18 protein-coding genes and 1 tRNA gene are annotated in these 16,376 nt (G+C 65.3%); 15 read left to right on the top strand and 4 right to left on the bottom strand.

What is annotated here, in order from left to right; genetic code table 11:
* Positions 1–2 precede the first annotated feature (2 nt).
* From BMX43_RS06765 to BMX43_RS06745, 5 genes are all read left to right on the top strand, one after another.
* Positions 3–521 (top strand): 6,7-dimethyl-8-ribityllumazine synthase, encoded by a 519-nt coding sequence (locus BMX43_RS06765; protein ID WP_091298874.1) that lies wholly within the window; start codon positions 3–5, stop codon positions 519–521.
* On the top strand, positions 518–1,003 hold the full coding sequence (gene nusB, locus BMX43_RS06760; RefSeq protein WP_245749394.1) for a transcription antitermination factor NusB: 486 nt from the start codon (positions 518–520) through the stop codon (positions 1,001–1,003). The genes BMX43_RS06765 and nusB overlap by 4 nt, the downstream gene beginning before the upstream one ends.
* A gap of 25 nt (positions 1,004–1,028) precedes the next feature.
* Positions 1,029–1,427, top strand: coding sequence for an META domain-containing protein (locus BMX43_RS06755; protein WP_175482043.1), 399 nt, complete (start codon positions 1,029–1,031; stop codon positions 1,425–1,427).
* Positions 1,428–1,517: 90 nt separating this feature from the next.
* Positions 1,518–1,844 (top strand): hypothetical protein, encoded by a 327-nt coding sequence (locus BMX43_RS06750; RefSeq protein WP_091298867.1) that lies wholly within the window; start codon positions 1,518–1,520, stop codon positions 1,842–1,844.
* A gap of 286 nt (positions 1,845–2,130) precedes the next feature.
* Positions 2,131–2,961, top strand: a complete 831-nt coding sequence (locus tag BMX43_RS06745) for a DUF481 domain-containing protein (RefSeq protein WP_091298864.1) — start codon at positions 2,131–2,133, stop codon at positions 2,959–2,961.
* Between the two features lie 279 nt (positions 2,962–3,240).
* Here BMX43_RS06745 and BMX43_RS06740 read toward each other — a convergent pair whose 3' ends face one another.
* On the bottom strand, positions 3,241–3,471 hold the full coding sequence (locus BMX43_RS06740; protein ID WP_091298861.1) for a DUF2798 domain-containing protein: 231 nt from the start codon (positions 3,469–3,471) through the stop codon (positions 3,241–3,243).
* Between the two features lie 240 nt (positions 3,472–3,711).
* On the opposite strand from BMX43_RS06740, the gene BMX43_RS06735 reads away from it, so the two are divergent.
* Positions 3,712–4,176, top strand: a complete 465-nt coding sequence (locus BMX43_RS06735) for an MmcB family DNA repair protein (RefSeq protein WP_091298857.1) — start codon at positions 3,712–3,714, stop codon at positions 4,174–4,176.
* On the opposite strand, the gene BMX43_RS06730 is transcribed toward BMX43_RS06735, so the two are convergent.
* Positions 4,157–4,372, bottom strand: coding sequence for a DUF6324 family protein (locus tag BMX43_RS06730; RefSeq protein ID WP_091298853.1), 216 nt, complete (start codon positions 4,370–4,372; stop codon positions 4,157–4,159). The genes BMX43_RS06735 and BMX43_RS06730 overlap by 20 nt on opposite strands.
* A gap of 120 nt (positions 4,373–4,492) precedes the next feature.
* Between BMX43_RS06730 and BMX43_RS06725 the strand changes: the two genes are divergently transcribed.
* Positions 4,493–4,569 (top strand) — tRNA-His (locus tag BMX43_RS06725).
* A gap of 50 nt (positions 4,570–4,619) precedes the next feature.
* Here the strand turns inward: BMX43_RS06725 and BMX43_RS06720 are convergent.
* Positions 4,620–6,695 (bottom strand): calcium-binding protein, encoded by a 2,076-nt coding sequence (locus tag BMX43_RS06720; RefSeq protein ID WP_091298849.1) that lies wholly within the window; start codon positions 6,693–6,695, stop codon positions 4,620–4,622.
* A 186-nt stretch (positions 6,696–6,881) separates the two neighbouring features.
* Here BMX43_RS06720 and BMX43_RS06715 point away from each other — a divergent pair, with 186 nt between their 5' ends.
* Positions 6,882–9,197: a Tex family protein gene (locus tag BMX43_RS06715; protein ID WP_091298846.1), complete on the top strand. Its 2,316-nt coding sequence runs from the start codon at positions 6,882–6,884 to the stop codon at positions 9,195–9,197.
* Between the two features lie 127 nt (positions 9,198–9,324).
* Positions 9,325–10,533, top strand: coding sequence for a calcium-binding protein (locus tag BMX43_RS06710; protein ID WP_091298842.1), 1,209 nt, complete (start codon positions 9,325–9,327; stop codon positions 10,531–10,533).
* Positions 10,534–10,539: 6 nt separating this feature from the next.
* Here the strand turns inward: BMX43_RS06710 and tldD are convergent, their stop codons facing one another.
* Entirely contained in the window at positions 10,540–11,961 is a 1,422-nt protein-coding gene (tldD, locus tag BMX43_RS06705) for a metalloprotease TldD (protein ID WP_091299166.1), read from the bottom strand.
* A 167-nt stretch (positions 11,962–12,128) separates the two neighbouring features.
* On the opposite strand from tldD, the gene coxB reads away from it, so the two are divergent.
* The 6 genes from coxB (at position 12,129) to BMX43_RS06675 (ending at position 16,372) form a co-directional block, all read left to right on the top strand.
* Entirely contained in the window at positions 12,129–12,989 is an 861-nt protein-coding gene (gene coxB, locus BMX43_RS06700; RefSeq protein ID WP_425431778.1) for a cytochrome c oxidase subunit II, read from the top strand.
* 74 nt (positions 12,990–13,063) lie between these two features.
* Positions 13,064–14,011 (top strand): heme o synthase, encoded by a 948-nt coding sequence (cyoE, locus tag BMX43_RS06695; protein ID WP_091298836.1) that lies wholly within the window; start codon positions 13,064–13,066, stop codon positions 14,009–14,011.
* A gap of 1 nt (position 14,012) precedes the next feature.
* Complete coding sequence (locus BMX43_RS06690; protein ID WP_091298833.1) at positions 14,013–14,213, top strand: hypothetical protein; 201 nt, start codon at positions 14,013–14,015, stop codon at positions 14,211–14,213.
* On the top strand, positions 14,210–14,785 hold the full coding sequence (locus BMX43_RS06685) for a cytochrome c oxidase assembly protein (RefSeq protein ID WP_091298830.1): 576 nt from the start codon (positions 14,210–14,212) through the stop codon (positions 14,783–14,785). The genes BMX43_RS06690 and BMX43_RS06685 overlap by 4 nt, the downstream gene beginning before the upstream one ends.
* A gap of 22 nt (positions 14,786–14,807) precedes the next feature.
* Positions 14,808–15,608 carry a cytochrome c oxidase subunit 3 gene (locus tag BMX43_RS06680; protein WP_091298827.1) on the top strand — a complete coding sequence of 267 codons (801 nt, stop codon included), beginning with the start codon at positions 14,808–14,810 and terminating at the stop codon, positions 15,606–15,608.
* Positions 15,609–15,706: 98 nt separating this feature from the next.
* Positions 15,707–16,372 (top strand): SURF1 family protein, encoded by a 666-nt coding sequence (locus BMX43_RS06675; protein WP_091299162.1) that lies wholly within the window; start codon positions 15,707–15,709, stop codon positions 16,370–16,372.
* Positions 16,373–16,376 lie beyond the last annotated feature (4 nt).

Here is a 16,376-nt window from a genome sequence, read left to right as displayed (position 1 = left end):
TCATGGCTGCGAATGAACAGCATTACACCCTGCCGCTGCCGAGCTTTGACAAGCCGGTGAAGCTGCTGATCGTGGTGGCGCCTTACTACAAGGACATCGCCGACGACCTGGTGGCCGGGGCCAAGGGCGTTGCGGCGGCCTGTGGTGCCGAGGTCGAGCTGATCGAGGTGCCGGGCGCGCTGGAGATCCCGACGGCGATCGCGCTGGCGGAACGGCTGTCGAACTATGACGGCTATGTGGCGCTGGGCTGCATCATCCGGGGCGAGACGACGCATTACGATACGGTGTGCAATGATTCCAGCCGCGGGCTTGCGCTGCTGGGCTTGCAGGGCGCCTGCATCGGCAACGGCATCCTGACGGTGGAAAACCGCGAACAGGCCGTGGTGCGGGCCGAGCCGGACGGGCAGAACAAGGGCGGTGGTGCTGCTGCGGCGGCGCTGCATCTGATCGCGCTGGGCCGGAACTGGGCCAGTGCGCGCAAGGGCATCGGCTTTCGCGCCGAAGGGGGCACGGTCGCATGAGCGCGCCCACTGACAAGAGCCTGATGAAGCGGCAGATGAAATCTGCCGCGCGATTCTTTGCCGTTCAGGCGCTGTTCCAGATGGAAATCTCGGGTCAGACGGTAGAGCGGGTGGTGCGCGAGTTTGAAAGCCACCGCTTTGGCGAGGTGTTCGAGGACGGCTATGAGATGGCCGAGGGCGACGCCACGCATTTCCGCGCGCTGGTGGGCGAGGCGGTGAACTGGCAGGCCAAGATCGACCAGTTGACCGACCGGGCGCTGGTGGCGAAATGGCCGATCGACCGGATCGACCCGGTGCTGCGCGCGCTGTTCCGCGCGGCGGGGGCGGAGATCGTGACGATGGCGACGCCGCCCAAGGTGGTGATCACCGAATTCGTCGATGTGGCCAAGGCGTTCTTCCCCGACGGGAAAGAGCCGAAATTCGTCAACGCCGTGCTGGACCATATGGCGCGCGAGGCCAAGCCCGAGGCGTTTTCGGCCTGAGTTTCCGGCGGGGGAGTGGGATGTGATGAAAGCTGCACTGGTTCTGCCGTTTGCCTTGCTGCTGGCGGCCTGTCAGGAAGAGCCTCAGGCCGCGCTGACGCCCGAGGCGCTGGCCCGCGACTGGCGGCTGGTGGCGCTGAACGGGGCCGCGGCGCCTGCCCGCGCGACGCTGGACCTGCGTGAGCCGGGCAAGGCGGCGGGGCAGGCGCCCTGCAACCGCTGGTTCGCCACGCGCAGCGGCGATCTGCCCGCCTTTACCCTGTCGCAGATTGGCGCCACCCGCATGGCCTGCCCCGATCTGGCGGCGGAAAGCGCCTATCTGGCGGCGCTGGCTGCCGTGACCGGCGCGGCGCTGGACGGCGAGGCGCTGGTTCTGACCGGGCCGGAGGGCGGGACCCTGCGCTTTGTGCCGGGTGCGCCGTAAGACGGTAAAATGACAGGCCTGCGACGGTTTGGCGCTGGCGGTCTGCGGCAGGGGTGCTAGCATGGAGGCCTGACCACAGGAGAGTCTGCCATGCCGAAACTGGTCCGTCTGTATATCACCCATGTCGCCATCGGCTTTGCACTGGCCGTCGCCTTTGTGGCAATGCTGGTCTGGGCCGATATTGCCGGGCTGCGGCATCTGGTGCTGGATACCGAAATGGGCTGGCTGGCCGCGATCATGATGGTGATGTTTCACGGCGTGGTGTTCGGCGCGGTGCAGTTCGCCATCGCGGTGATGCGCATGGCCGAGGATGACAGCGGCCCGAAAGGCGGGCGCCGTGCGCCGCAGATGCGGATGGAACCTGTTCGGGTGGCGGCGGAAAGCCCGGCGCAGCGGATTGTCACGCGCCGCCGCTGAGCCTTTCTCGGCGAAACGATGCCAGAGCCCGGATTTATCCGGGCTTTTTTATTGCCTTTCAATCTGTTGCCGGAAGGACGCGGCGGTGGGGTGCCCTAGGGGCAGCGCAGGGAACCGGCCCCTTTTGGGCGGGGGACCGCTGTCCCCGGTGGCCCGTTCCGGCGGTTCACCGCCGCTATTCGGCCCGATACGGCGCGGCCCTTGTTCTGCGGCCCATGGTCTCCAGTTGTCAGAACAGGCCGCGGCATTGCGCTGCGGCGGTTTCTTCCACCTGAAAGGAAACGCCATGACCAAGACCTTCCGTTTCGTCGGCGCCTCTTGCGCCGCACTGATGCTCGCCGGGGCGCCTGTCTTTGCGCAGGATCTGACCGGGACCGAGGCACTGAATGACCGGCTGGATGACATCAACGAGGTTGTCACCGACGATCTGGCCGAGGCCGAGGACGAGGCACGTTTTGGCAACCCGGAATTCCGCCCGGGCCTGTCGGGCACGGCGTCGCTGGGCTATTCTGGCAAGACTGGCAACAACGAAAGCCAGGAGCTGAGCGCCGGGGCACGGCTGCGCTATGCATCCGGCCCCTGGGCGCAGACGGTGGGCGCGGCGATCGACTTTGCCGATGACGCCGGAACCTCGACCAAGGAGGATGTGTTCGCTGTCTATGACGCGAATTACTATTTCAACGACAGTCTCTATGGCTTTGTGCTGGGCCGGGTGGAAAGCGACGGGCTGGCCGATACGGCCGAGGAAACCGCGATTGACGGGTTTATCGGCGTGGGGCCGGGCTACCGTATCTACAACACGCCCGACATGACCTGGCGCCTGCAGGCGGGGATCGGGGTCAGCTATCTGGAAGACGGGCTGGGCGACAGCACGACAGAGACGGGCTACATCGCCTCGTCGCGATTCTTCTACAGGTTCAACGAGACGATCTTCGCGACCAATGACACCGATATCCTGAAGTCGGATTCGGCGCTGCGGATCAACAATGATCTGGGCGTGAACTTCAAGATGACGGACATGTTTGCGACCCGCGTCAGCTATCTGACCGAATACAATGACAGCCGCGACGTCCGCACCGACAACAAGCTGGGCGTGTCGCTCGTGATGGGGTTCTAAGCCCGTTCAGGCGCTTTTCATCGCGACTGGGGCAGGGAAACCTGCCCCTTTTTCATGGGTCGGTATGCCGGGGGAAAGTGGCGGGCCCGCAGCGGCCGTGGGTGACGTGTTTTCCCGAGAGCCAGAGGTCTCAGGTGGGCGCCAGGTAACAAGACCAGGATCTTGCCAGAGCCAGCCCCCGTTCATTTGCTTATCGGCCACTGGAAAAGTGTCCCACACGCGAAGAGCAGCACCCGCCACGTACAGACATAGGCGCGGGCGCGCGCTTCGGCAAGGGGATCAGCCGAAGATGCGGTGGATCTGATAGGCGAGCTTGAAGGCCAGCGGCCCGACGGCCAGCGAGAACAGGAAGGCCACAGGCCAGGCGGTGAGAAAGGTCTGACCCCAGTGATGCAGGAATTCGACGCTGGGGCCGAGGGTCAGCAGGCCGAAAAAGCCGGTCATCAGCGCCGCCATCATGCCGGAAATCAGCAGTTGCGCGGTAAGGATCGTGCGGGTGGAATGGGTCATCGTCGTCTCCCGGAGGGGCGCTGTGGTTTTGGGTCCGTGTTTCGGCCCGTGTCTGTGCAGCGCCAGCGTGGTGAATCGGTGGCGCCGTGGGTTCGCCTTGCGGCGACACTCCCGCCACAGGGCGGGGACCGGGATAACCAACCGGCCAGACATTTTTCGGCAGGGCTTGCATAGGCGCGGTGTGGCGATCCGTCAAGCGGCGGGGTTGCAAACCGTTCCCGGTCTGTTCATATTCGGGTCATGTCTGGTGTTTTGTCCGATCCCGTCCCCATCACCCCCGGCCAGCGGCTTGCGCGCGGGGTGTGCCGCCATCTGCGCAGCCATGATTTCGTGACGGTGGAAGAACTGGTGCCCAAGCCCGGCCTGCGCGTCGATGTCATGGCGCTGGGTCCGAAGGGCGAGGTCTGGATCGTGGAATGCAAGTCGGGCCGCGCCGATTATGCGGCGGATCGCAAGTGGCATCACTATCTGGAATGGTGCGACCGCTTTTTCTGGGCGGTGGACGGGGCTTTTCCGACCGAGATCCTGCCTGACGATACCGGGTTGATCGTGGGCGACGATTACGGCGCGGAAATCCTGCGCATGTCGCCCGAAACCCCGCTTGCGCCGGCGCGGCGCAAGGTGATGGTGCATAAATTCGCCCGCCATGCCGCCTTGCGGCTGCAGGTGTTGCGCGATCCGGGGATCAGCGCGTTTTACCTTTAGGGCGGCTGTCGCCCATGGCGCGGGCGGCCTCGGCGGCGGCGCGCAGTTCCTCGGCGATTTCTTCGGCCTCTTCAGGGTCGAAGTCGAGCGGCAGTTCGATGCCGCCCTCGGCCTCGATGTAGATTCGCACCATGCCAAGATCGGTCGGGCCGATCTGGATATTGGCGGCGATGTCGCTTTGCTTGTCGATGCCCATGGTGGCCTCATTTTCTTGTGGGTCTGGATTTGTGGTTTTGGCGTACCCCCGAAAAAGGATCAAGGCAAGCGCGAGAGGGGGCTTGCAATCCCCGGCGCGCAGGGCTAAATCGCCGCCAGTGCCGACGTAGCTCAGTTGGTTAGAGCACCAGATTGTGGATCTGGGGGTCCCCCGTTCGAGCCGGGGCGTCGGTACCATTCCTTCCCGTGCAGGCACTGTGGCAACCCCTTTGGGGGGGCTTGTCTGTTTACAGCAGGAAGAAGAAGCTTTGCAGCACGGCGGTGCCCTGCACCTCGATGTTCAGATCCGATACGCCGTCGCCGTCGGTGTCGCCGAAGATCATCGTGGTATTGATGCTGTCGTCGATCTCGATGCGCAATTCGCCCGCGCGGCCTGAAAACGCGTTTTCGTTGATGAAGATGAAGCGGTTGTTGCCCGGCTTTCCCTCGATGGCGTCGATCCTTGACAGGTCGATGATGTCGATGTCATCGGCAGAGAAATCGTTGATCGTGTCGAGCGAGATATCCTGACCGGAGTCGGCAAGGGACAGGAAACGGAACACATCCGCGCCTTCGCCTCCGACCAGCCGATCCGACTGCGCGCCGCCGATCAGGGTATCGTCGCCCTCGTTGCCTTCCAGCCGGTCATGGCCGGTGCCGCCCACCAGACGGTCGCCGCCGGTGCCACCTTGCAGCGTATCGTCGCCTGCGCTGCCTTCCAGCGTGTCACGGCCTTCGCTGCCGCCGATCCCGTCATCGCCCGCGCCGCCGACAAGGCTGTCGGCCCCCGCCCGCCCGAGCAGCAGATCGGCATCGTCATCGCCGCGCAGCCGGTCATTGCCCGCGCCGCCGCGCAGGGTGTCGTTGCCCGCGCCGCCTGCCAGCACATTGGCGCCTTCGGTATCGGTCAGTTCATCCTGCCCTTCGCCGCCGAACAGGGTGTCATTGTCCGCCCCGCCCAGCAGGCTGTCATCGCCCGTGCCACCGTCGAGCCGGTCGGCACCATCGCCGCCCGAGAGCCGGTCGTGATCGGCCTCGCCGAACAGGGTGTCATTGCCGCCGCTGCCCTCCACCCGGTCATTTCCGGCGCCGCTGGCCAGACGGTCACCCTTGCCGAAGCCGCGCAGGAAATCGTTGATCAGTGTGCCATGATTGTTCAGCGCCACATCGAAAAGCTGCACCTCGGCCATCCATTGCTGCCCGGCCTCGCTGCCCCCTGTCCCCTCGACCCAGCCGATGGCGAGGCGCAGCAGATCGGGGGTGGTGCCGCCCTCCAACGTCTGAAGCGCGAGATCGTCGCGGGAGCCGACGGGGATGCCCAGCGGGGCGGTGAGGGCACGGCGGGCGATCAGGTCGCCGTCGAAATCGAACAGGCGCAGTTCGGCCAGAGTGATCTCGTTCACGCTGCCGCCAAGGGGGGCGGCGATGAAGACGGCGGCGAAGCCGACGCCCTCGATTTCCGCCAGTTTCACCTGGGCGACGGAGCCGGATTTCTGCAGCACCACCTGCTGCGGCGTGCCGGTTTCATCGGGGCGGAACAGGTTGATCTCGTAGCGGGATCCGGCGCGGGCGGTGAAGTTGTCTCCTCCCGCCAGCAACACATTGCCTGCGGCGATCGACATCTCTGGCTGGACGATTGTGGTGTCGAGCGCCGTCAGGTCATAGGCAGGGGTCTGGGCGGCCTCGGTCAGGGCATAGGATTGCAGAACCTGATTGAAGAACAGCCCGCCGGTGGACAGCACGTGGCCACCATCGAAACCCAGATCGGAGGCCAGCAGCAGGTCGGCGGGGCGGGGGGAGGAGGTGGGCAACGGCAGGCCGGTCTTCGGGTCGATCAGCGTCAGTTCCGTGCCAGACGATTCGATCCAGCCCTGCTGCCGCCCCGCCCCGAAGCCGATCGAAACCTGCGCGGCGAACCCGACAGCCGGGCGCTGCAGGTCGGTTGCTTCCAGCAACACGCCTTCGGAATCGAATTGCCGGACCAGAAGCTTCTGGTTCTCGGTCTCGTCGAACGGGTTCTGGCTGGCATAGGCCGCGAAGCCGCCGCCCTGCAGCGCGATCAGGAACGGGTCGGCGATGCTGTCGTCAAACGGCAGGGTCAGGCCGGGGGGCGCGAAATCGCTGCCGACCTGAAACAGGCCACCATCATCCGCCTCGGCAAAGACGGACAGCCGGAACCCCTGGGTGATAAGGGTGCCCCCCCCGGCAAAGGGGGTTTCGTCGCGCACCTGAAACATGGCGGCCAGACCGCCCTCCGAGGTTGCCACAAAGCCGACGAGGCGGCTGCTGGTATGGTGGGCATCGTTCAGAGTGAAGGCTGACATGGCAATTTCCCCCCTTGAAATGTGGCAAGGATGGGGACGCGTCGGGGATTTCAGCAAGGATTCGTTGCGCTTCACGGGCTGCCGGGCTGGCCGGGGATGTTTCGCAGAGAGATCGGCAAGGGCCTGCGGCTTGCGTTCCGGGGCGTTGGGGCTATGGTCGCGCTTCCATTCAGTGACGGAAGACCCATGATTCAAGATCCCGCCCGCCGTATTCCCCTTGTCATCGCGCGTGAGATCAACGCGCAGGCCACGCAGGTTTCGGCGGCCATCGAGCTGCTGGACGGGGGCGCCACGGTGCCTTTCGTCGCGCGCTATCGCAAGGAGGTGACGGGCGGGCTGGATGACACGCAGTTGCGCACTCTGGCCGAGCGGCTGACCTATCTGCGCGAGATGGAGGCGCGGCGGGCGTCGATCTTCGGGTCGATCACCGAGCAGGGCAAGATGACCGATGCGCTGGCGGCGGCGATCGGCAAGGCCGATACCAAGGCCGAGCTTGAGGATATTTACCTGCCCTACAAGCCCAAGCGCCGCACCCGCGCGATGATTGCGCGCGAAAACGGGCTGGGGCCGCTGGTCGAGGCGGTGCTGGCGGATCGCAGCGCCGATCCGGCCAAGCTGGCGGCGGGGTTTGTCACCGAGGCGGTGCCGGATGTGAAGGCAGCGCTGGAAGGCGCGCGCGACATCGTGGCCGAGGGGTTGGCGGAAAATGCCGATCTGCTGGGGCGGCTGCGTGGCCATATGAAACAGGTGGCGCAGCTTGTGGCGACCGTGATTGCGGGGAAAGAGGCGGAGGGCGCCAAATTCTCGGACTATTTCGCGCATCGGGAGGCTTGGGAAAAGGCGCCGTCGCATCGGGTTCTGGCCATGCTGCGCGGGCGCAACGAAGGCGTGTTGAGCCTGGATCTGGAGGTGGATGCAGAGGCGCCGCGCGGGCAGTCTCCTGCGGAACGCGCCTGTGGCGCAGCACTTCAGGCGGGCAGTGCCGGGCCGGGCGACCAGTGGCTGCGCGAGGCGGCAAGCTGGGCCTGGCGGGTGAAGCTGAAAACCTCGCTGTCGCTGGACCTGATGGGCGAATTGCGCGAGCGGGCCGAGGCCGAGGCGATCCATGTGTTTGCCCGCAACCTCAAGGACTTGCTGCTGGCGGCGCCGGCGGGGGGCAAGGCCACGATGGGGCTGGACCCGGGGATCCGGACCGGGGTGAAGGTGGCGGTGGTCGATGCCACCGGCAAGCTGCTGGATACGGCGACGGTCTATCCGTTTCAGCCGAAGAACGACCTGCGCGGCGCGCAGGCCGAAATCGCCCGGCTGATCGGCAAGCATGGCGTGGCGCTGATCGCCATCGGCAATGGCACGGCCTCGCGCGAGACGGAAAAGCTGGTGGGGGATCTGCTGGCGCTGTTGCCCGCCGGGGCCGCCAAGCCGGTGAAGGTGATCGTGTCCGAGGCGGGGGCCTCGGTCTATTCGGCCAGCGAGTTGGCGGCGAAGGAGTTTCCGCAGTTGGACGTGTCGCTGCGCGGCGCGGTGTCGATTGCGCGGCGCCTGCAAGACCCGCTGGCGGAACTGGTGAAGATCGAGCCGAAGAGCATCGGCGTCGGCCAGTATCAGCATGACGTGGATCAACACCGGCTGGGCCGCAGCCTTGAGGCGGTGGTGGAAGATGCGGTGAACGCGGTGGGGGTGGACCTGAACACGGCGTCCGCCCCCTTGCTGGCGCGGGTGTCGGGGGTGGGGCCCAGCCTCGCCGAGGCGATCGTGGCGCACCGCGATGCCAACGGGCCTTTCGCCACGCGGCGCGAATTGCTGAAAGTGGCGCGGCTGGGGCCGAAGGCGTTTGAACAGGCGGCGGGGTTCCTGCGGATCAGCGGCGGGAAAGAGCCGCTGGATGCCTCCAGCGTGCACCCCGAGGCCTATGACGTGGCGCGCAAGATCGTGGCGGCCTGCGGGCGCGACATTCGCAGCCTGATGGGCGATGCGGTGGCGCTGAAACGGCTGAACCCGCGCGACTTCATCGATGCGAAATTCGGCCTGCCCACGGTGCAGGACATTCTGGCCGAACTGGAAAAACCGGGCCGCGACCCGCGCCCGAGCTTCAAGACCGCGACCTTCACCGACGGGGTGGAGGATATCAAGGATCTGAAGCCGGGCATGATGCTGGAAGGCACAGTGACCAATGTCGCGGCCTTTGGCGCCTTTGTCGATATCGGGGTGCATCAGGACGGGCTGGTGCATGTGAGCCAGTTGGCCGACCGCTTCATCAAGGATGCGCATGAGGTGGTGAAGGCGGGCGATGTGGTGAAGGTGCGGGTGGTCGAGGTCGATGTGGCGCGCAAGCGGATCGGGCTGACCATGAAGAAGGACAGCGGCGAGGCGCGCGAACAGGTGCGCGAACGGGGCGCGCCGCCGCCGCCGAAAGGGGGCAAGCCGGGGCCAAAATCGGCCGGGCCGCAGGGCGGCGGGGGCAATGCCTTTTCCGATGCGCTGAAAGGCAAGTTCGGGCGGTGATCCGCCGAGGCGCGCGGCGCTACCTGCCGCGCGTCTTTCAGCGGGGCGGCGGGGCTGCCATGGTTGCGCCATGATGCTGTGCCAGGGCCATGCCCGTTCCCTGTGATTTGCCCAAGCGAGAATTGCCATGACCCTTTCCCTGACCACGCTGACCGATGCCCTTGCGGCGGACCCCGGGCTTGTCGATCAGGTATCTGCCGGAAAGTTGCGGCAGGGGCTGGCGGCGGCGGCCGAGCTGAACCGGGTGCTGATCGAAATGATCGATCAGACGGGGGTGAATGACGACGGGGTGATCTCGCCCGAGGATATGCAGGCGATCTCGGATGCGCTGTGGCTGGATGAAAATGCCCAGCCGTGGCGCGAGTTCTGGCTGGCGCATGGCAATGACAGCGGCGATGTGGAGACCGGGTTTCATCTGTTGCAGAACGATGGCGGCACGCTGCTGTTTCGCGGGCGGGCCTTCGTGGATACGGTGGCGGATGGCATCTATCACTATGGGTTCCGCATCGAGGATGGCCGCTATGCCAATGAGGATGGCAATGACAACGAGGCGATTGCCGATGTGGCTGGCTGGCTGAACTATTTTCTGAACGGGCGCAGCGTGATCTGGGGCGGGGCCGGGGCCGACAGTCTGGGATCGGGCAAATATGACGGGGCCTTTGCCGCGGCGCGGAGCGAGACGTTTTTTGCCGGGGCGGGCGATGACGGGATCTGGGCTGACAAGGGCGATGATCTGGTCTTTGCGGGCGAGGGGCAGGACCGCGCGGGTGGCGGCACCGGCGCCGATACGCTGGAGGGCGAGGCGGGGAATGACACGCTGAGCGGGGATGAGGAGGACGACCTGCTGCGCGGTGGCGCCGGGGCGGATGCGCTGTATGGCGGGGACGGGCTGGACCGGCTGGAAGGCGGCACCGAGGGCGATGTGCTGAACGGCGGCACCGGGCGGGACTGGCTGTCGGGCGAGGCGGGGAATGACACGTTGGCCGGGGCCGAGGGTGGCGATCACCTGACCGGGGGCGCCGGGGCGGATGCGTTTCAACTGTGGGAAAAGCGCGCGCAGGCCGATGTGCTGCATTTCGCTTTGGGGGATAGCGGTCTGACCCGCGCCACGATTGACCGGGTGGAGGGGTTCCAGAAGGGCGTGGACAAGATCGACCTGCGCGCCTTCGGGGCGATGGAGCTGGCTGATCTGGACTATACCGGGGGCGGGCAGGCCTCGTGTTACTATGACGGTCGCCACCTGCGGATTGACGCGGATGGCGACCGGACGACCGACATGATCGTCGAATTCGCCTGGATCGACGAGTTGCGGGTGCGGGATTTCCTGTTCGCCTGAGCCGCCTCAGGCGGCCGAGCCGCCCACCGTCAGCCCGCCGATCATCAGCGTGGGCTGGCCCACCCCCACCGGCACCCATTGCCCGGCCTTGCCGCAATTGCCGATGCCGGGATCAAGCTGCATGTCATTGCCGATGGCGCGGATGTTCTTCAGCGCCGTGGCGCCATCGCCGATCAGCGTGGCGCCCTTGACCGGGGCGACGATCTTGCCGTTCTGCACGCGGTAGGCTTCGGTGCAGGAGAACACGAATTTGCCATTGGTGATATCCACCTGACCGCCGCCGAAGCCCACCGCCCAGATGCCGTCTTTCAGATCGGCGAGGATCGCGGCGGGGTCGGTGGTGCCGCCCAGCATGTAGGTGTTGGTCATGCGCGGCATCGGGATATGCGCATGGCTTTCGCGGCGCCCGTTGCCGGTGGGGGCCACGCCCATCAGCCGGGCATTCTGGCGATCCTGCATGTAGCCCACCAGAATCCCGTCCTCGATCAGCACGTTGCGGGCCGAGGGCGTGCCTTCGTCATCGACCGAGATCGAGCCGCGCCGGTCGGGCAGGGTGCCGTCATCCAGCACGGTGACGCCGGGCGCCGCGATGCGCTGGCCCAGCAGGCCGGAAAAGGCCGAGGTCTGTTTGCGGTTGAAATCGCCTTCCAGCCCGTGGCCGATCGCCTCGTGCAGCAGGATGCCGGGCCAGCCGGGGCCAAGCACGATGTCCATCACACCCGCCGGGGCAGGCACGGCATCAAGGTTGACCAGCGCGATGCGCAGCGCCTCGCGCGCGACGGATTGCCAATGCGCGGGCTCCATCAGCCGGGCAAGGCCGTAGCGGCCACCACCGCCCATGCCGCCGGATTCGCGCCGCCCGTTCCGTTCGACGATGACCGAGATGTTGATGCGGGCCATCGGGCGGATGTCGGAAAAGCGCAGGCCCTCGGGGCGCAGGATTTCGATTTCCTGCAGGCCCGCGCTGATCGTGGCCGAGACCTGCACCACCCGCGGATCGAGCGCGCGGGTATAGGCGTCGATCTCGCGCAGCAGGTCGATCTTGCCGGCGAAGGTGGCATCGGCCATCGGATCTGCATCTGTGTAAAGTTTGATATTGGTGCCCTTGGGCGCATCGGCCAGCGTGCCGCCGCCATCGCCCACCGCAAGGCGGGCGGTTTCGGCGGCGCGTTTCAAGGCACTTTCGGAAATCTCGGTGGAATGGGCGTAACCCGCCACCTCGCCGCGCACGGCGCGCAGGCCGAAGCCTTCGGAGGCATCGTAAGAGGCTGTTTTCACACGCCCGTCATCCAGCACCAGCGCCTCGGATCGCTTGCGTTCCAGATACAATTCGCCGTCATCCGCCCCTGCGACAGCGTGTCGCAGCACGGCCAGCGCCGCCGCTTCATCAAGCGACATGTCGAACGGGCGGAAGGCTTTGGCGGTCATCTGGGTGTCCTTGATCTCGATCAATTGGCGACGGATTGTCGCACGGTTTTGCTTGTCGTGGCCTGCCTAATATGGTTTCAACGTCAACATAAACAACGGGATTCTGCCCGAGTTTCGGGCAGGACCGAGAAGCGGACAAAAAGCCGCACTTCGAACGGGATACGAACATGCGACTCATGAAGAACCTTTCCGGTCTCGCTCTGGGCATGACCGCCACCGCAAGCGCCGCCTTTGCGCAGGAGCTGCCGGTGATCGGCCATCCGAAGGACGGTTTGATGGGCTTCCAGCCTGCAGCGACGGAACTTGCCCGTGAACTGCAGGGGCTGGACCACATGCTGCTGTATATCATCGGCGCCATCGTGATCTTCGTCACGGCGCTGATGGTCTACAGCTTCATCCGCTTCAACCGCCGTGCCAATCCGAAGCCTGCGACCTTCACCCACAATACCCCGATCGAGATCGCGTGGACCATCGTCCCGATCATCATCCTTGTCTTCATCGGCGCCTTCTCGCTGCCGGTGCTGTTCAAGCAGCAGGAAATCCCGACCGCGGACATCACCATCAAGGTGACCGGCTATCAGTGGTACTGGGGCTATGAATATATCGGCGAGGATGTGGCGTTCGACAGCTTCAAGCTGGAACGCGATCAGCTGGCCCAGTATGGCTATGCCGACAGCGATTACCTGCTGGCGACCGATACTGCCGTGGTGGTGCCGGTGGGCAAGACCGTCGTGATGCAGGTCACCGGCGCCGACGTGATCCACAGCTGGACGATCCCGGCTTTCGGCGTGAAGCAGGATGCGGTGCCGGGCCGTCTGGCGCAGCTGTGGTTCAAGGCGGAAATGGAAGGCGTGTTCTTCGGCCAGTGTTCGGAACTGTGCGGCAAGGACCACGCTTACATGCCGATCACCGTCAAGGTGGTGTCGCAGGCGAAATATGACGAATGGCTGGCCAAGGCCAAGGGTGGCGACGTGCAACTGTCGTCCATCGCCGCACCGGCCACCATTCAGGTCGCCGCGAACAACTGATCGCGTGACGCAAAGGCAGGCGGGCGGCGGGGCAGGGCGCCCCGCCGCCTGATCCAACCGAGGGACGGAAGAACATGAGCGACATCAACGCCAATGGCGGCATGACAGAGGCCGGCCCGGTCGAGGCGGGCTTTGGCGATTATGTTGCGCTGCTGAAGCCGCGTGTCATGTCGCTGGTCGTGTTCACCGCACTGGTCGGGCTGCTGGTGGCCCCGGTGCATGTGCATCCGTTCGTGGCCTTTACCTCGGTGCTGTTCATTGCGCTGGGGGCTGGGGCCTCGGGCGCGCTGAACATGTGGTGGGATGCGGACATTGATCAGGTGATGCGCCGCACCAAGGGCCGCCCGATCCCGGCGGGCCTGGTGCAGCCGGGCGAGGCGCTGGGGCTTGGCCTTGCGCTGTCGGGCCTGTCGGTGATGATGCTGTCGCTGGCCGCCAATATCATGGCCGGGGCGTTGCTGGCCTTCACGATCTTCTTCTATGCCGTGGTCTATTCGATGTGGCTGAAGCGGTCGACGCCGCAGAACATCGTGATCGGTGGTGCGGCGGGGGCCTTCCCGCCCATGGTGGGCTGGGTGGCTGCGACGGGTTCGGTGTCGCTGGAAGCCTGCCTGATGTTCCTGCTGATCTTCATGTGGACGCCGCCGCATTTCTGGTCGCTGGCGCTGTTCATGAATTCTGACTACGAAAAGGCCGGGGTGCCGATGCTGACGGTGACCCATGGCAAGCGCGTGACGCGCAACCACATTCTGGTTTATACCATCGCTCTGGTGCCTTGCGCGCTGGCGGCTGGGTTCACCTCGATCGGCGGGCCGATCTATCTGGCGGTGTCGGCGCTGCTGAATGCGGGCTTCCTGTGGGGCGCGTGGCGGATCTGGCGGCGCGACGAGGCGGTGGCCGAGGCGGATGGCTATGCCACCGAAAAGTCGGTGTTCAAATTCTCGATCCTGTATCTTTTCCTGCATTTCGGGGCCTTCCTTGCCGAAGCGGCACTGAAACCTTGGGGCATGGGGGGCTGGTAAGATGGCGTTCAAACCGGAACATGAGATTTACAAGCGGCGCTTCGGGCGCAATCTGGGCCTTGGGCTGGTGCTGGCGGGGTTTGTCGCGCTGGTCTTCGGGCTGACCGTGGTGAAGGTGACCAATGGCGACCCGATGCAGGGCTTCGACCATGTGGTGCGCCCGGAAATGACGCCCGCGCCGCAGCCGGGGGGCAACGGATGAGTGTCTCTCCGCAGAAGAAAACCGGCCTGATGCTGGTCGGCGTTGCGGCAGGGATGCTGAGCCTCAGCTTCGCCGCCGTGCCGTTCTACAACTGGTTCTGCAAGGTGACGGGTTACGCCGGAACCGTGGGCGTATCGGCCAAGGCGCCGGATGTTGTGCTGGACCGCGAAGTGACCGTCTGGTTCGACGCCTCGAAAGAGGCGGGGATGCCGTGGGATTTCAAGCCGCAGCAAGTGTCGATGAAGGTGAAGATCGGCGAGACCGGGCTGGCCTTCTATGAAGCGCACAACCCCACCGACCGGGTGGTTGCCGGCACGGCGAGCTATAACGTGACGCCCGACAGTGCGGGCGGCTATTTCACCAAGATTGCCTGTTTCTGCTTCGAGCAGCAGGTTCTGGCACCGGGCGAGACTGCGATCATGCCCGTGACCTTTTATGTAGACCCCGAGATCGTGACCGATCCCGAGGGCAAGTTCGTGAAGGAAATCACGCTTTCCTACACGTTCCACGAAACCGCGATTCCGGCAGATCAGGCGGCACTGACCGCCCCGGCGCCGGGCGCCGTCAACTGACAAGACAACGAGGGAACCCAAAATGGCCCACGCCAAGAACCACGACTACCACGTTCTGCCCCCGTCGATCTGGCCGTTTCTCGGCGCGGTCGCGGCTTTCGTCATGCTGTTCGGCGGGGTGCTGTGGATGCACGGCCAGGGCCCCTGGATGTGCTTGGTGGGCTTTGTCGGTGTGCTTTACGTCATGTTCGGCTGGTGGGCCGATGTGGTGTCCGAGGCCCATGCAGGTGATCATACCCCGGTGGTGAAGATCGGCCTGCGCTATGGCTTCATCATGTTCATCATGTCGGAAGTCATGTTCTTTGCGGCGTGGTTCTGGAGCTTCTTCAAGCACGCGCTGTACCCGATGGGGCCGCTGAGCCCGATCGTGGACGGCGTGTTCCCGCCGGAAGGCATCCAGACCTTCGACCCGTGGCACCTGCCGATCATCAACACGCTGATCCTGCTGTGCTCGGGTGCGGCGGCGACCTGGGCCCACCACGCGCTGGTGCATGAGAACAACCGCAAGGATCTGGTGAACGGGCTGATCATCGCCATCGTTCTGGGGGTGATCTTCACCTTCTTCCAGGCCTACGAATACAGCCATGCCGCCTTCGGTTTCGCGGGCAACATCTATGGCGCGAACTTCTTCATGGCGACCGGGTTCCACGGCTTCCACGTCATCATCGGCACGATCTTCCTGACCGTCTGCCTGATCCGCGCGCTGAAGGGCCATTTCACCCCGGAAGCGCATATCGGGTTCGAAGCGGCCGCCTGGTACTGGCACTTCGTGGACGTGGTCTGGCTGTTCCTGTTCGCCGCCGTCTACGTCTGGGGCCAGTAAGTAAACCGGCCGCGCCGGGGCGACCCGGCGCTTTGCCCTTCCCTCGGAAGCGCGGGCCTGTTATGGGCACGCGCTTTTCGCTTTTTCAGGAGCGCGCGATGAATCGCCGGATGATCCTGCCGCTGCTGTTCGGGCTGATCGGGGCTGCGATCCTGATCAGCTTGGGCACATGGCAGATGCAGCGCCTGCAGTGGAAACAGGCCGTGCTGGCCGAGATCGAGGCGCGGATCGTGGCCGATCCGGTGCCGCTGCCCGCAGATCCGCAAGACCCGCGCGACCGCTATCTGCCGGTGCAGGCCGAAGGCGTGCTGACGGGCGAGGGGCTGCGCGTGCTGGCCAGCCGCAAGATGGTGGGGGCGGGCTATCGGCGGATCGCGGTGATGGAGACGGGCGGGCGGCGCGTGCTGGTCGATCTGGGCTTTGTGGCCGAGGGCGAGGCGGTCGATCTGCCGCAGGCGGCGGTGCGGGTGCTGGGCAATCTGCACTGGCCGTCGGAGGTGGACAGCTACACCCCGAAGCCGGATGCGAAGACCGGGCTGTGGTTCGCCCGCGATGTGCCCGCGATGGCGCAAGCGCTGCGCGCCGACCCGGTGCTGATTGTCGCGCGCGATCCGGTCGTGCCGCAGATCGAACCGCTACCGGTCGATACATCCTCCATTCCCAATGATCATCTCGGCTATGCGGCGACGTGGTTTTCGCTGGCGCTTGGTTGGCTGGGGATGACAGTTCTGTTTCTCTGGCGTATCAGACGCCGGAACGCGTGAGGTT

This window comes from Gemmobacter aquatilis (assembly GCF_900110025.1).
Classification (GTDB): Bacteria; Pseudomonadota; Alphaproteobacteria; order Rhodobacterales; family Rhodobacteraceae; genus Gemmobacter; species Gemmobacter aquatilis.
Note: the sequence above shows the minus strand (reverse complement) of the source record. Positions and strands in the feature narration are given on the sequence as shown.

What these genes read in the sequence shown, in the direction of transcription:
- BMX43_RS06715 (WP_091298846.1), top strand. Translation starts at nt 6,882, where the DNA reads ATGATTCAAGATCCCGCCCGCCGTATTCCCCTTGTCATCGCGCGTGAG.
- BMX43_RS06740 (WP_091298861.1), bottom strand. Translation starts at nt 3,471, where the DNA reads ATGACCCATTCCACCCGCACGATCCTTACCGCGCAACTGCTGATTTCC.
- BMX43_RS06765 (WP_091298874.1), top strand. Translation starts at nt 3, where the DNA reads ATGGCTGCGAATGAACAGCATTACACCCTGCCGCTGCCGAGCTTTGAC.
- BMX43_RS06680 (WP_091298827.1), top strand. Translation starts at nt 14,808, where the DNA reads ATGGCCCACGCCAAGAACCACGACTACCACGTTCTGCCCCCGTCGATC.
- BMX43_RS06750 (WP_091298867.1), top strand. Translation starts at nt 1,518, where the DNA reads ATGCCGAAACTGGTCCGTCTGTATATCACCCATGTCGCCATCGGCTTT.
- BMX43_RS06675 (WP_091299162.1), top strand. Translation starts at nt 15,707, where the DNA reads ATGAATCGCCGGATGATCCTGCCGCTGCTGTTCGGGCTGATCGGGGCT.
- BMX43_RS06710 (WP_091298842.1), top strand. Translation starts at nt 9,325, where the DNA reads ATGACCCTTTCCCTGACCACGCTGACCGATGCCCTTGCGGCGGACCCC.
- BMX43_RS06745 (WP_091298864.1), top strand. Translation starts at nt 2,131, where the DNA reads ATGACCAAGACCTTCCGTTTCGTCGGCGCCTCTTGCGCCGCACTGATG.
- BMX43_RS06685 (WP_091298830.1), top strand. Translation starts at nt 14,210, where the DNA reads ATGAGTGTCTCTCCGCAGAAGAAAACCGGCCTGATGCTGGTCGGCGTT.
- BMX43_RS06720 (WP_091298849.1), bottom strand. Translation starts at nt 6,695, where the DNA reads ATGTCAGCCTTCACTCTGAACGATGCCCACCATACCAGCAGCCGCCTC.
- BMX43_RS06755 (WP_175482043.1), top strand. Translation starts at nt 1,029, where the DNA reads ATGAAAGCTGCACTGGTTCTGCCGTTTGCCTTGCTGCTGGCGGCCTGT.
- tldD (WP_091299166.1), bottom strand. Translation starts at nt 11,961, where the DNA reads ATGACCGCCAAAGCCTTCCGCCCGTTCGACATGTCGCTTGATGAAGCG.
- nusB (WP_245749394.1), top strand. Translation starts at nt 518, where the DNA reads ATGAGCGCGCCCACTGACAAGAGCCTGATGAAGCGGCAGATGAAATCT.
- cyoE (WP_091298836.1), top strand. Translation starts at nt 13,064, where the DNA reads ATGAGCGACATCAACGCCAATGGCGGCATGACAGAGGCCGGCCCGGTC.
- coxB (WP_425431778.1), top strand. Translation starts at nt 12,129, where the DNA reads ATGCGACTCATGAAGAACCTTTCCGGTCTCGCTCTGGGCATGACCGCC.
- BMX43_RS06690 (WP_091298833.1), top strand. Translation starts at nt 14,013, where the DNA reads ATGGCGTTCAAACCGGAACATGAGATTTACAAGCGGCGCTTCGGGCGC.
- BMX43_RS06730 (WP_091298853.1), bottom strand. Translation starts at nt 4,372, where the DNA reads ATGGGCATCGACAAGCAAAGCGACATCGCCGCCAATATCCAGATCGGC.
- BMX43_RS06735 (WP_091298857.1), top strand. Translation starts at nt 3,712, where the DNA reads ATGTCTGGTGTTTTGTCCGATCCCGTCCCCATCACCCCCGGCCAGCGG.